This window comes from Citrobacter sp. Cf088 (assembly GCF_030334295.1).
In the GTDB taxonomy this organism is placed as follows: Bacteria; Pseudomonadota; Gammaproteobacteria; order Enterobacterales; family Enterobacteriaceae; genus Citrobacter; species Citrobacter freundii.
Genome location: NZ_JAOWEE010000058.1, coordinates 384,840 through 398,265, shown reverse-complemented (window position 1 = coordinate 398,265; position 13,426 = coordinate 384,840). Strand labels below are relative to the sequence as shown.

Genomic DNA, 13,426 nt, shown 5'->3' with positions numbered 1-13,426 from the left:
TGGGACATATAACCGGGATATTGTTCATCAGAACTGCGAGGGGGGATATGCGAATAGCTATCTAAAAATAAATTTCATACCTGGTCAAATATGGAGAACAAGAGTACAAACCTGCTGAATTTAGAGAGAAACTCCCCGCAGCTCTGGAGCAGCAGTGCCACAGGGAGGCAGCGATTAATCAGGCTTTACTGGGCAATGCCCCTACTGCATGCGAGCTTTTCACAGTCAGTGTAACGACGGCAGAACACAACAGTGCGGCAATCATAAAGATAAAAGCGCTGTTATAGCTTCCGCCGCTACTTTGGATCAACCAGCCGATGATGGGCGCTGATACAACCCCTGCCATCTGGCCGCCAAAGTTAACAATACCGGATGCCCGCCCCATGATGTTGCTGGGAATGGTATCCATCAGAATACCCCAGAACGTTGCCATAGCGAAAAACATGAACAAGGCTGAAATACACTGATAAACCACCGCCATATCTGCACTGCTCACGCTGAAGGTCAGATACAGGAAACCCGCGGCAATAACAGAGGTTACGACATACAGCGTTTTACGCTGGGGTTTGAATTTGTCTGAGCAATAACCGCCTAATAATGTTCCGCCGGCCCCGAACAGGAAGGGAATGGCTGCCATGACACCGGTCTTTGCCAGAGAAAACTCTCGTACGGTAATCAGGTAGCTTGGCAGCCAGGTTGAAAAACCCCAGAAGGTGATATCAAACAAAAACCAGATACTGGCCATTTGCCAGAGCACCGGCATTTTGAGTACGTCTTTAAACGCGATAGCACTGGTGTTTTGCAGGCTCCCCTGGTCGTCAGCAGCCAGCTCCGCCAGGTCTTGTTGCGTAATGGCAGGGTGATCTTTCGGGTTGTCACGCGTAAATAAGTAGATACCTGCGGCGATAAACAGACCGGGAATACCCAGCACGATAAAAACCATGTGCCAGCCAAATGCCCCGATGATGCTTGCCGCCACGACTACCGCCAGCGCTGGGCCTAAGGTGTTTACCGTTGACTGAATCGCCGTGGCGCGACCACGCTCTTTCGACGGGAAATAGGTTGATATCATCTTCCATGAGGCCGACGGGAAACATCCCTCACCAATACCAAAGAAGAAACGTACTGCTAACATCAGCGGCAGCGTCAGCACAGCGCCGGTTAAGCTGGTGAACACAGACCACCATGCAATACCAATGGCCATGATTTTTCGCGAGCCAAACTTATCCGCCAGTAATCCACCGGGAATTTGAAACGCGGCATAACCAATAAAAAAGGCGCTAATAATTAAACCTTGTTGAGTCGTATCAAGATTTAAATCTTTGCCAATATAAGGGAGTGAAACGCTCATCACCATTCTGTCGAGAAAAGAGAGCAGCCACGCCAGCCAGATCAGTGTCAGGACGGTATATCTTGCTTTCCAGGTCTTGGGTTTACCTGAAGGTAAAGACGTTTGTAGGTTCATTGTGATGTCCTTAGGGTGTAGTGATCTACCGCGGCCATAAATAGTCGCGATAGATCCATGCGTGTTTAGCGTTATTTATTAATATTGTTTTCTAATAACCGTACCGCTACAGGCATAACTTTCCGTGCCATTGATTAAGGCAATGCGCCCATTAACCATGACAATTTCAATCCCTTCCGGGTACTGATTGGGTTCAACAAAAGTGCCTTTATCCGCAATTGTGTTCGGATCGAACATCACGATATCCGCTGCATAACCGACCTTCAGCAGTCCGCGATCCTGCAAACCCAATACTTCAGCAGGTTTCCCCGTCATCTTGCGGATTGCCGCTTCCCAGCTCAGACATCCCTCTTCACGAACATATTTACCGAGCACGCGAGGGAATGCGCCAAACACGCGCGGGTGCGGTTTGCCAGCCCCCATCAAGCCATCGGTACAGACGTTTTGTTCAGGTCGACAGAGAAACTTAATCACGTGCTCTTCGGTACCGTAGAAGTCGACCATCCCCACGGCGTTTTCCTCTTCAAAGAGCAGATCGAAGGTGGCGTTGTACGGATCTTTTCCACGCAGCTCGCCCAACTGGACGAGGTTCAAACCGACAGCATCCTGATTTTTTGCCGTTTTCACGCTGGTGACAAAAATCTGGTCCAAACCGGCAAAATCGATAAAGTTATCCCAGCCAGGAATACCCTGCTGAATATCGTCAATCATTTTGGCGCGCAGTTCGGGCGAGGCGAGACGCTCAAGTAATTTGTCTGTACCACCGGAGTGAACCCAGGGCGGCAGGATCACGCCGAGCATCGTGCTGCCCGCCACATACGGATACTGGTCGAAAGAGATACGAATCCCCTCTTTCTGCGCCTGTTCCAGCATGCCCAGCATTTGGTCGATCAGCCCCCAGTTTTTCTTGCCGCAAACCTTCATATGCGAAATATGCAGCCAGACGCCGGTGGCTGTGGCTATATCAATCAGTTCCTGGGTTGAGTTGATAATATCGTCAGCTTCACTGCGCTGATGCACCACAAAAATCCCGTCATATTTCGCCGTGACCTTACACAGTTCAATCATTTCGGCAGTATCACCAAAGGCGCAAGGCATATAGATAAGACCAGTGGAAAGTCCAAATGCCCCGGCTTTTAACTCCCGCTCAAGGACCTCACACATCTTCGCCACATCTTCACGGGTCGAAGGACGCCCATCCAGGCCCATCGCTTCCATGCGCACGTTGCCATGAGGAACTAAATACGCGAGGTTTGTCGCCGGATGACGCGATGCCAGCAGATTGAGATAACCGTCTGTATTTTTATATTTCCAGTCAATTTTGTCGGTGTCACCGTCCAGTCCGGCGATATTTTTACGCCAGGCTGGAATATATTCTTCCGGTAGCGGTGCTAAGGCGACGCCATCCTGGCCCAACAGTTCGGTGGTGATACCCTGACGAATTTTTGCCGACAGAGCGGGGTTAATAATGGCTGACAGGTCAGAGTGCGTATGGGTATCAATAAAGCCAGGGCAAACTATTTTTCCTGTTGCATCAATAACCTGCTCATTGACACCAACCTCAATTTGGCCGATTGCGACAATACGTCCTTCATCAACCATCACATCGGCAATTCTGCCTTCACTGCCCGTCCCATCAATTACATTTCCGTTTTTGAAAATGGTTTTCATCGTTATTCTCCATGGCGGTGCTGCTGAGCTACACCGCCTGTAAGGTAAGAGGTGGTTATCTTTATTTTTATTGGCGATAGAGTGTCTGGATAATGCTGTAATAGCCGCTGGCCGAGCCGGTTAATTGCTCGATCTCGATATACTCATCAATGGTGTGTGCCAGGTTTTCTCGTGAAGGACCGAAGCCGATGGTTTTGATTCCCGCTTCGCCCGCATAGTGGCTACCGTTGGTACAAAATGAGTACTGCGTAATGGTTGGATTAAAGCCAGCCTCACGAACGCCCGCCAACGCTGCCTGCACGAATTCGTCGGACTCGTCGTACACCCAGCCAGGGAAGAACCGCTCTCCCTCAATCGTGGCGCCGGTATAGCAAGACTCCTGACCCACCGCGTAGGACACTCGGGCCTTAAACTGCGGATCCTGAGCAATAAGTTCCGCAAGCGCATTTTCCAGCGGAGCAATCACGCTTTCTTTGGTTTCACCCACCAGCAAACGGCGATCGTAGGTTGCGCGACAGTAATCCGGTACCACCGAGGCCCCCGGGTACGGCGAAGATTTAATGTCGGTCAGTTCCAGAATGCCAGGCCCCAGAACCGGATGCGTTGGCGGCGTGATCGTGCGAATTTTGTCGATCAATTGCGCCATTTTGTACACCGCGTTAATCCCCGCCTGCGGGTTAGCGGAGTGCGCGGGTTTACCAAATGTTTCGACCACAATTTCAGCGCGGCCACGCTGACCAATTTTCAGGTTTAACTCGGAAGCTTCACCGATGATCACATAGTCTGGCTTATAGCGCTCGCTGACCAGGCGAGCGGCAATACCTTCGAAACACTCTTCATGCACGATGCACGCAACGTAGATTTTCCCGGCAAAATTTCGCTGATTGTCCTGACCGAAAAAGCCCACGGCGGAGATCATCGCCGCCACGGCACCTTTCATGTCAGTTGTGCCGCGACCATAAATTTTGCCATCTTCAATATCGCCGCCGTATGGGTTGCGGGACCACTTCTCTTCGTTCACCGGCACAGTATCGATATGTCCATCGAGAACCAACGTTTTCCCTGGCTGGTTGCCGACAATACCGCCAACAATGTTGCCGTACTTATCAACGTGGATGTCATCGAATTGGTAATGCTGCATCATTGTTTTTATGGCATTAACCACTTCACCTTCCTGACCGGAATAACTTTTTTGTTGGATCAGTGCCTGACAGTTTTTAATGACTTCTTCAATGCGGTTTGCAGATAACATGGGTTTCTCCGTTATATCTCTTAATCAGGGAATTATTTGTTGATGCCCGGGTACTGTCCGCCCCAGACAATATCCAGATATTGTTGCGGGTCGGTATCCCCTTCGGTGCTGACTAACAGCACGCGAGAATGCGCATCCAGCCCCAGTTGCTCACGCGTTTGCGCCAGTTCAGGTGAGGTCATCAACAGCGCCAGCAGACCGGTAGTAACCGCACCTGACTCACCCGAAATAATCTGTGGATCGCCTGCCAGCGGGTTGCCCAACATGCGCATGCCTAACGCTGCAACTTCATCAGGGCAGGAAGCAAATGCGTTGGCATAGTCGCGCAGCAGTTTCCAGCCGATACTGTTCGCCTCACCGCAGGCGAGACCGGCCATCACGGTTTGTAAATCACCGCCCACCGCAATGGCATCCCCCTCTTTCGAACGGGCTGAGCGGTAGAGGCAATCGGCAATTAACGCTTCGGCGACGATCACTTTCGGGCGATTCTCACCCCAGGCTGCCGTCACCATTCCCTGAACCATGCCGGCAAACGAGCCGACGCCTGCCTGCACAAAAATGTGAGTCGGCGCAACCTGATGCAGCTGATCTATCGCCTCCAGCATCAGCGTGCCGTAGCCCTGCATAATCCACTGCGGGATCTTTTCGTATCCTTCCCAGGCGGTATCCTGCACGACAATCCAGCCATACTTTTCGGCCTGCTCTGCGGTCATACGAACCGCATCGTCATAGTTCATATCGACGATCTCAGCGGTAGCGCCTTCGTTACGGATAGAGGTCAGACGTTGCTGCGAAGAGCCCTTTGGCATATAAACCACGGCGTTTTGCTTCAGTTGGCGCGCCATCCATGCCACGCCGCGACCGTGGTTGCCATCAGTGGTGGTAGCAAACGTGACGGTTTGCAGATCGTGGCGTACCTCTTCGCTGGTCATCACGTCAAACGGCAGTTCACTGATATCCTTACCAACTAATTCAGCGATATGGCACGCCATCGCATAGGAGCCACCCAGCGCTTTGAAGGCTTTCAGGCCAAAACGCTGAGATTCATCTTTGAGGTAGATATTTTTTACGCCCAGTTTTTGTGCAAGCGCCGGTAACGTATATAGCGGCGTCGGCGCGTAGCCCGGAATAGACCGATGAAAATTCAACGCTTTTACCAGTTCCTGGCGGCTAAACGGTGCCAGCGGCGCGTTCGGATGTTCGGTAAACGGTGTCTGGTTGATAAAAAATGATAAGTTTTCCTGCATCATAAAACCTCATTGTCCTGGTATTTCACTCCCTGTAATCGGTGCAATACAGAGATATTTCCGTTATCGGTAATGGCAATAGAGCAAAATACTTACCAGCTTTTTATGAATTGAGTAAATTCTTATAAATATTTTAATAAAGGCTTTAATTTCAATAAATTAAATAGAATTTGAAATTGACAACCAAAAATATCAACGCATCAGTTTATCGCTTCATTTTGATAAATTCTCATCATTGATAAATAGTGTGATCGCGGAAGATAAAATAAGAAAAACATTCAAAAACAGCGTTGTGGATTGATTTTTCGCAAATCATTTTTGCATTGTTTCGCCTATTTATCATTTTCCTTGAGAAATGTGACACACCGCCGGAGAAGTACCATGATTTCAGTACTCAGCAATATTCAGGATGATATATGCAATTACGCCGACGCTATTTCTGGCATAACGGGCACGGACGTTGAAATCATTGATGAATCTTTAATGCGCATCGCGGGTACCGGGAAATACCGGCATATGCTCAATGAGAACGTGGCCAAAAATGGCTACATTTATCATCACGTATTGCAGGTGCGAGAAACGGTACTGATCAAAAACCCCGGCGAGCATCCGCTGTGTCAGTTATGTGAAAAACACCACTACTGTTCTGAAATGCTGGATTTGAACGCACCTATTTTTCTCAATAATCGCGTGATTGGCGTGATCGGGATTATTTGCTCAACCCAGGCACAGCGTGACACGTTACTGAACCAGATTGATAAATTTGTCACCTTTATTGAGCAAATCGCCGTAATGATCTCCAGTAAGGTCTTTGAATGCCTGGAACGTTTACGCGCACAGGAAACGCTTGGCGCATTTCGGCGTCTGATCGATGCCATGGACCGCGGCGTGGTAGCGATTGATGGCAAGGGTCTTATCTGGCATGCCAATCATTCAGCCGATCGCATCCTCAACCGCGAGGTTCAGGGATTACCTCTGACCATTGAAACAACCGGGGACAGCCTGTATGGCGATGAAGAAGCGTGGCTGACGCTTGAAGGTCAGAAACATCATGTACTGTGCAAACAAATTTCGCTCTCCTCGCAGGATAACGATCGCTTAACCATGGTTATCTTTCGTGATGCACACGACTACCTGAGTAACCTTACTCCATCCCCTTATGAGTCCGACATACAGGTACGACTAATTGGTCACTCTCCCTCAATGGAACAGCTCAGAAGTACCATAGGTAAAATCGCCAACAGTTACGCCAGCGTGCTCATCACCGGGGAAAGTGGCTCGGGGAAAGAGGTCGTGGCATTTGCCATTCACCAGAGCAGTCCACGTAAAGCCGCGCCTTTCGTAACAATCAACTGCGCGGCTATTCCAGAACAACTGCTGGAAAGCGAACTGTTTGGTTATGTTCGCGGCGCATTCAGCGGGGCTGATCCCAAAGGGCGAATGGGGAAATTTGAACTGGCCAACGGCGGCAGCCTGTTTCTGGATGAGATTGGCGATATGCCACTGCACCTGCAGGCCAAGCTGCTCAGGGTATTGCAGGAAAAGGCGATCACCCGCGTTGGCTCTAATAACACCATCAATATTGATGTGCGCATTATTGCTGCAACTAACAAAAACATTAACGCGATGGTGGAAAATAATCAGTTTCGTGAAGATCTTTTCTATCGCCTGAACGTGGTCCCTCTGGTACTTCCTTCCCTGCGTGAACGCCGAGCTGATATTGCGGTCCTCGCACAGTATTTTGCCGATGAGTTTTCGGTCAGTTACCAGCGACCACCGCAAAAACTGCCTGATGACGTTATTAATCGCCTTTATGCCTGGCACTGGCCGGGTAACATTCGTGAATTACGCAACGTGATCGAATACATTTTTGTGATGCGCGGAGAAGCCGCTGGGATCAACGCCAGCCATCTTCCCCCTTACCTGCTTACCGCCGCTGACGGTAGAAAAACGACGATGACCGCGCAACCCCGACAGCTTGCCAGCAAAGGAAAACAGGCGGAAAGGGAGGCTATCGAAAACGTCATCCAGCGATTCGGCTCAAGCGTTGAGGGAAAAAAGCAAGCCGCGACAGAACTGGGGATCAGCATTGCCACGCTCTATAGAAAAATAAAACTGTACGGACTGTAAGCTTTCCTTATTAACTGAGAAGCCCGCACAACGCGGGCTTCTCATAGGTAGAACAGAGCAAATTAAGCCCGAAAATACTTAATCAAACACACCATTAATTACCGCGGTGACAATCGCCGTACTAAGTGCAATCAACACCAGATTGTCGCCCACAACCTGCCATTCATAACCTGGATAATACGGCAATTGGTTCAGCATAGAGGATGGAACACTTTTCTTAGCGATCCCCGGAGGAAGCGGCTTTCCTCGCGCCAGATTTTTGGCGATACCCGGAGGCAGTGACTTATAGCCCGTCAAACCATATCTGACGGCATACTGTCTGGCCACGTTATAGCTGATGTCACTATCAACATGGTCCGGCTTACCATAATTTTTACGTTGTTCTGCCTGCGAATTGCCTTTCTGGCTATTGCCCTTATTCCCGCTATTACCATGATTGCTACTATTTCCATGGTTGCCACTATTACCATTGCCGTTGCCATTACCGGGGTTAGCCAATACAGGAGTGGTACACATCGTCATCGCAGCAACGGCAACTACCGCTGCGACTAAAGTACGAAGCTTGGGCATGATGATTCCTTAACCTGTGGATACAAATAAAAATGTACGGTATTCGATGAATACTGGCTATCGCTACAACTCCGATTTATGGGCAAATAAAGGATGTTGTTTTGCCATGAGCTCCCCAGTTTGAGCGTTTTTGAGATTACAGCTCGCCATTCCCGCTATCTCAGATCGACAAGCGACAGGCACAGGATCTGAGTTTTCGGGAATAACTTCGCGAAAATGGAGAGAAAACGACGTTTTTTTTCGGTTAAGCTATGTTCATGCTTTGGCGTTACCCCATGGCCGGAATCACTATCCAGGAACCCAACCATAATGGCAAAAAGTACCCCGCAGCTGCCGCTCGACCCACATATGTGTCGCAGCTATGAGAAAAAGTCGCGAAGTCCGCTGGCGCTCTATTCAGAGTATCAGCGTATGGATGTCGAACTGCGGGCGCCACTGGCCATGACCTACAGCCACTGGCATGGTCAGGTTGAGGTGAATGTGCCGTTTGATGGTGATGTGGAGTATCTTTTTAATGACGAAGTGGTGAAGAGCAAACAGGGCTTTATCACCTTGTTCTGGGCCTGTACTCCCCATCAACTCACGGATGCCGGGCACTGTAAACAGATGGCCATCTTCAACTTACCGATGCATCTGTTTTTGTCCTGGCCGCTGGACAGGGATCTGATTAATCACGTGACCCATGGGATGGTGATTACTTCGTTGGCTTCACAGCAGCTGAGCGCGTTTGAAGTGCAGCGTTGGCAGAATGAACTCAATAGCGATAACGAACAAATTCGCCAGTTAGCCATTGATGAAATCGCGCTAATGCTCAAGCGCTTTAGCCTCGCTGGCTGGCGGCCGGTACTGGGTAACAAAACGTCGCGCACCCAGAAAAACAGTATTTCACGGCATTCACAGTTTTACGTCAGCCAGATGCTGGAGTTTATTGCCGCCAACTGCAACAAACAGCTTACGGTTGATGCTATTGCCGAACACGTTAAGCTCAATCCAAATTATGCGATGGGTATTTTTCATCGGGTGATGCAACTGACGATGAAACAGTATATTACCGCGATGCGCATCAACCATGTGCGGGCTTTACTCAGCGATACGGATAAAACAATTCTGGATATCGCTACAATTGCAGGTTTTCGCTCCAGCAGTCGATTTTACAGCTCATTCCATAAATACGTCGGCATGCCGCCGCAGCAGTATCGCAAACTGAGTCAACAACGCCGACATCATTCACCTTATGCCGAGGGGTAATTTATTCGCCAAACGTTCTCTTACCTTACTTCTAAAATATAAGCATCAAAATAGCAGGTCAAAAAATATAATCTGCAGCAGTTAATAAAATAGGGTTCAGCCATGAGCCCTGGCAACTATGTCACTCAGATATGAGTGACCTGTAGCAGGTATTTATTTGACGTGTTCAACCATTAACGATTGGGATGGAATTATGGAATTAAATAACTGCACCGCCAACAACAGAAAGCCATTGTCTTTCTTTTGGTCAGTTTTACCCATGGTAGTCATGCTGGGCGGGATTAGTATCGGATATTTTATCTTCAATATTCGTGCTGAGCCCATGATCCTGATGGGAACGGCAACCGCCTCGTTTATCGCCATCGCTCACGGCTATACGTGGGATGACATTCTACAATCTATTTGCAATAAAATATCTGAAGCGCTGCCGGTCATATTAATCGTCGCCAGTATCGGTTTCTTAATTGGCGCATGGATGGTGTCAGGCACTATTCCAATGATGATTTATTATGGTCTGAAGTGGATTAACCCGCAGTATTTCTATATCTCGGCATTTATGCTGGGAGCCTTAATCTCAGTATGCACCGGTACCTCCTGGGGTTCTATCGGGACCGTTGGTATTGCCATGATTGGCGTCGCAATTGGTCTGAATGTCTCACTGCCCGTTGCCGCTGGTGCCATTGTTTCAGGCTGCTGGTTTGGTGATAAGCTCTCACCGGTTTCTGATTCAACCAACATGGCCGCACTGGCTGCCGGGGTAAATCTGTACTCGCATATCGGCCACCTGCTGTGGACTACCGGCCCAGGTTTTATTATTTGCTGCGTCGTTTACAGCTATATGGGCATGGGCATTGATGCCTCGTCCAGCGCACCTGAAAATATCACCAACTTGATGAATTCTATTGGTCAGATTTATCACTTTAATATTCTGCTGCTGCTCCCGCCGATCATCGTTTTATATGGCTCACTGTCAAAAAGACCGCCCATTCCGATGCTCTTTTTATCTACGATTGTTTCAATGATATTAGCGTTAGTCTTTCAGCAATTTACCGCATCCTCTGTCGGTGAATCCGTGGTTAGTGGCTTTAAGCTCGCAATGCTTACCGGAGATAATCTGCCGACACTGTCTTCCGATGTTTCCCGCTTACTGGAGCGAGGCGGCGCTATTTCAATGTTTAGCAGCTTCGTTACCGTCTTCAGCGCCTTCAGCTTTGCCGGAGCAATGAGTGCGACAGGCTCTCTGCACACCGTAATAAACGCACTGACAAAAGGCGTTAAATCCACATTCCGCCTGGTGGCTACCACGATTGTGACGACATTTACCATCTGTGCCTGCACGGCAAATGGGACCTTGCCGCTACTGCTGTGCGGTGATGCCTTTAAAGAGGAGTACAAAAAACGAGGGCTTGCGGCAAAAAACCTCTCGCGAACCACTGAAGATGCCGGAACCGTTGTCGAACCGATTATCCCCTGGTCCGCTTCAGGCGTTTATTGCGCCACTATGCTGGGTGTTGCCACACTTGATTATTTGCCCTGGGCAATCCTCTGTTACAGCGGCGTCATCTTTGCCCTACTGTGGGCGGCAACCGGTATTGGCATTGCTAAATATGAGCCTAATGAAACCACTGAGAATATGGTTGAGCAAAAATCATAAACTATTAATTAGCTAAATATTAGCTATCACCAGGGTAAATTTAATATATCCATTAGATATACATAAATATTCTTCGCTTTTAGCGTGGCTTACACTATTTTCAGAGACTTTCCAGGAGTCAGCAATGTCTTTGTTTGATGATATTGTCACAAGGGATGTTAATTGTCGTAAATACGGGCAATTACAACAGATGTACGGTACCACCGATGTAGTACCGCTGTGGATTGCAGATATGGATTTTGCGACACCAGAGCCAATCATGAGCACGCTGCGTTCGGTGGTATCGCAGCCGGTGCAAGGCTATAACCTGGATTATCCACAATGGAAAGAATCTGTTATCCATTGGTATGCACAACAGTATGATGCCGATATCAAGGCAGACTGGTTACATTTTATTCCCGGTGTCATAAAAACTATCGTACTCTCTTTAATAGCGCTTACCCGTCCGGGCGATAATATTTTAACCTGTACGCCAATCTATGATCCCTATCCTAATCTGGTAAACACCAGCGGCAGGAATTTGATTCAGACGCGCCTCATTGAGAAGAACGGGCACTATGAATTTGACTGGCATGATTTCAGCGAGAAACTCAAGCAGTGCAAAATGTTTTTGTTCCCTTCACCACATAATCCAGGTGGAATGGTTTGGTCGCGGGAAACGCTGGGAAAAATAAGCCACTATTGCCAGCAGGCTGGCGTCATCATTCTGTCTGATGAAGTGCATAGTGATTTAACCCTGCCAGGGAAGCATCATTTGCCGTTTTTTACTCTTGATGAAGCGCCAGATAGTCGGGCAATCGTGCTTACTTCCATCAGCAAGACCTTCAATACGGCGGCGATCCAGGGTGGAATCGCCATTATTAAGAATGATGAATTACGCCATCAGTTCTACCACTTTCTGGATAACTGCTACCTTGCCGAGACGCATTCATTGCAGCAGGCGGCTATTTATAGCGCTTTTACCCATTGCGCCGACTGGCACCAAAAATTATTAGCCTATCTGGCCGACAATGTAGCGTTTGTAAAAAGTGAAATCGAAAGGCACTGTCCCTTGATTTCCATTGTGTATGGCGGCGCATCGTATCTTTTATTTCTGAACGCGGAAAAAATGGAGCTAAGCGATGATCAGCTAAGCGCTTTTTTTGTGCATGACGCCAGGCTTGGCCTTTCGCCTGGCGCGCAATATGGTCCCGGTGGAGAGGGGCACATGAGGCTCAACGTTGGCTGCTCACGTTCCATCCTGGTAGACGCGATGAACAGGCTAAAAGCGGCATACCAGAAATGGCAGAACGCATAGCGTACATCACACGATTTGCCCTGCCACGGTGGGGCAAAATTATCCAAAGATGTTGCTGAACTGCTATAAAGTCTTTCTCTTCTGTCGGCTGGTGTTAAACTGGAAAGTGTGATCTTCATCATAACCTGCTTAAACAGAGACAAGAGACACTGCTATGCAACATATCATCGAGGGCTTCCTCAACTTCCAAAAAGAGATATTCCCTCAACGCAAGGAACTCTTCCGCAGCCTGGCATCCAGCCAGAATCCTAAGGCACTTTTCATCTCCTGTTCTGATAGCCGCCTGGTACCTGAACTCGTTACTCAGCAAGATCCAGGACAGCTTTTCGTTATCCGCAACGCCGGTAATATCGTACCGTCATTTGGTCCGGAACCGGGTGGTGTATCCGCAACCATCGAATACGCGGTTGTCGCACTTGGCGTAACGGATATCGTCATCTGCGGTCACTCCAATTGTGGCGCGATGAAAGCCATTGCCGATAGCCAGCCCTTGGATCCGATGCCCGCTGTCGCTCACTGGCTGCACTATGCTGATGCCGCGAAAGCCGTGGTCGAGAAAAAAACCTGGGATAACCCAATCGACAAAGTTAACGCCATGGTAGAAGAAAACGTTATCGCACAGCTTAACAACATTAAAACGCATCCTTGTGTCGCGGTTGGGCTGCGCAATAATGCGCTTCGTCTGCACGGTTGGGTGTATGACATCGAAAGCGGTGAAATCCGTACCCTGGATAAAAACAGCAAAACCTACGTTTCCCTTGCAGAAAACCCACAAGTGCATTTCGAGTAATTCCTCCACTGGAGCAAGGATGCTCTGGACATCTCCTCCCCCTATTTCTGTTAGTGGACAAAAAACGGACTTGCGACTAGCTTTAAAGTGGCCACTGGTGTT

The 13,426-nt window shown here is 48.9% G+C and carries 10 protein-coding genes; 5 read left to right on the top strand and 5 right to left on the bottom strand.

The window, feature by feature from the left end; genetic code table 11:
• Positions 1 to 178: 178 nt before the first annotated feature.
• From OGV71_RS25160 to dpaL, 4 genes are all read right to left on the bottom strand, one after another.
• On the bottom strand, positions 179 to 1,465 hold the full coding sequence (locus OGV71_RS25160) for an MFS transporter (RefSeq protein ID WP_003839760.1): 1,287 nt from the start codon (positions 1,463 to 1,465) through the stop codon (positions 179 to 181).
• A 78-nt stretch (positions 1,466 to 1,543) separates the two neighbouring features.
• Positions 1,544 to 3,136 carry an N-acyl-D-amino-acid deacylase family protein gene (locus OGV71_RS25155; protein ID WP_204583338.1) on the bottom strand — a complete coding sequence of 531 codons (1,593 nt, stop codon included), beginning with the start codon at positions 3,134 to 3,136 and terminating at the stop codon, positions 1,544 to 1,546.
• A gap of 67 nt (positions 3,137 to 3,203) precedes the next feature.
• Positions 3,204 to 4,388 (bottom strand): YgeY family selenium metabolism-linked hydrolase, encoded by a 1,185-nt coding sequence (locus tag OGV71_RS25150; protein ID WP_003839756.1) that lies wholly within the window; start codon positions 4,386 to 4,388, stop codon positions 3,204 to 3,206.
• 32 nt (positions 4,389 to 4,420) lie between these two features.
• Positions 4,421 to 5,635: a diaminopropionate ammonia-lyase gene (gene dpaL / locus OGV71_RS25145; protein WP_008321489.1), complete on the bottom strand. Its 1,215-nt coding sequence runs from the start codon at positions 5,633 to 5,635 to the stop codon at positions 4,421 to 4,423.
• A gap of 381 nt (positions 5,636 to 6,016) precedes the next feature.
• On the opposite strand from dpaL, the gene OGV71_RS25140 reads away from it, so the two are divergent.
• Positions 6,017 to 7,765 (top strand): sigma-54 interaction domain-containing protein, encoded by a 1,749-nt coding sequence (locus tag OGV71_RS25140; RefSeq protein ID WP_204583337.1) that lies wholly within the window; start codon positions 6,017 to 6,019, stop codon positions 7,763 to 7,765.
• A 78-nt stretch (positions 7,766 to 7,843) separates the two neighbouring features.
• Here OGV71_RS25140 and OGV71_RS25135 read toward each other — a convergent pair whose 3' ends face one another.
• Positions 7,844 to 8,335, bottom strand: coding sequence for an anti-virulence regulator CigR family protein (locus OGV71_RS25135; protein ID WP_204583336.1), 492 nt, complete (start codon positions 8,333 to 8,335; stop codon positions 7,844 to 7,846).
• A 309-nt stretch (positions 8,336 to 8,644) separates the two neighbouring features.
• On the opposite strand from OGV71_RS25135, the gene melR reads away from it, so the two are divergent.
• The 4 genes from melR (at position 8,645) to OGV71_RS25115 (ending at position 13,324) form a co-directional block, all read left to right on the top strand.
• Positions 8,645 to 9,583: a transcriptional regulator MelR gene (melR, locus tag OGV71_RS25130; RefSeq protein WP_086504453.1), complete on the top strand. Its 939-nt coding sequence runs from the start codon at positions 8,645 to 8,647 to the stop codon at positions 9,581 to 9,583.
• Between the two features lie 193 nt (positions 9,584 to 9,776).
• Positions 9,777 to 11,237: a Na+/H+ antiporter NhaC gene (nhaC, locus tag OGV71_RS25125; protein ID WP_086504454.1), complete on the top strand. Its 1,461-nt coding sequence runs from the start codon at positions 9,777 to 9,779 to the stop codon at positions 11,235 to 11,237.
• A 124-nt stretch (positions 11,238 to 11,361) separates the two neighbouring features.
• A complete protein-coding gene (locus OGV71_RS25120) occupies positions 11,362 to 12,534 on the top strand; it encodes a MalY/PatB family protein (RefSeq protein ID WP_110249076.1) in 1,173 nt (390 codons plus the stop codon).
• Between the two features lie 154 nt (positions 12,535 to 12,688).
• Positions 12,689 to 13,324, top strand: coding sequence for a carbonic anhydrase (locus OGV71_RS25115; RefSeq protein ID WP_003839748.1), 636 nt, complete (start codon positions 12,689 to 12,691; stop codon positions 13,322 to 13,324).
• Positions 13,325 to 13,426: the final 102 nt, after the last annotated feature.

Coding starts and splice junctions, on each gene's coding strand:
- OGV71_RS25160 (WP_003839760.1), bottom strand. CDS start 1,465: ATGAACCTACAAACGTCTTTACCTTCAGGTAAACCCAAGACCTGGAAA.
- OGV71_RS25155 (WP_204583338.1), bottom strand. CDS start 3,136: ATGAAAACCATTTTCAAAAACGGAAATGTAATTGATGGGACGGGCAGT.
- OGV71_RS25150 (WP_003839756.1), bottom strand. CDS start 4,388: ATGTTATCTGCAAACCGCATTGAAGAAGTCATTAAAAACTGTCAGGCA.
- dpaL (WP_008321489.1), bottom strand. CDS start 5,635: ATGCAGGAAAACTTATCATTTTTTATCAACCAGACACCGTTTACCGAA.
- OGV71_RS25140 (WP_204583337.1), top strand. CDS start 6,017: ATGATTTCAGTACTCAGCAATATTCAGGATGATATATGCAATTACGCC.
- OGV71_RS25135 (WP_204583336.1), bottom strand. CDS start 8,335: ATGCCCAAGCTTCGTACTTTAGTCGCAGCGGTAGTTGCCGTTGCTGCG.
- melR (WP_086504453.1), top strand. CDS start 8,645: ATGGCAAAAAGTACCCCGCAGCTGCCGCTCGACCCACATATGTGTCGC.
- nhaC (WP_086504454.1), top strand. CDS start 9,777: ATGGAATTAAATAACTGCACCGCCAACAACAGAAAGCCATTGTCTTTC.
- OGV71_RS25120 (WP_110249076.1), top strand. CDS start 11,362: ATGTCTTTGTTTGATGATATTGTCACAAGGGATGTTAATTGTCGTAAA.
- OGV71_RS25115 (WP_003839748.1), top strand. CDS start 12,689: ATGCAACATATCATCGAGGGCTTCCTCAACTTCCAAAAAGAGATATTC.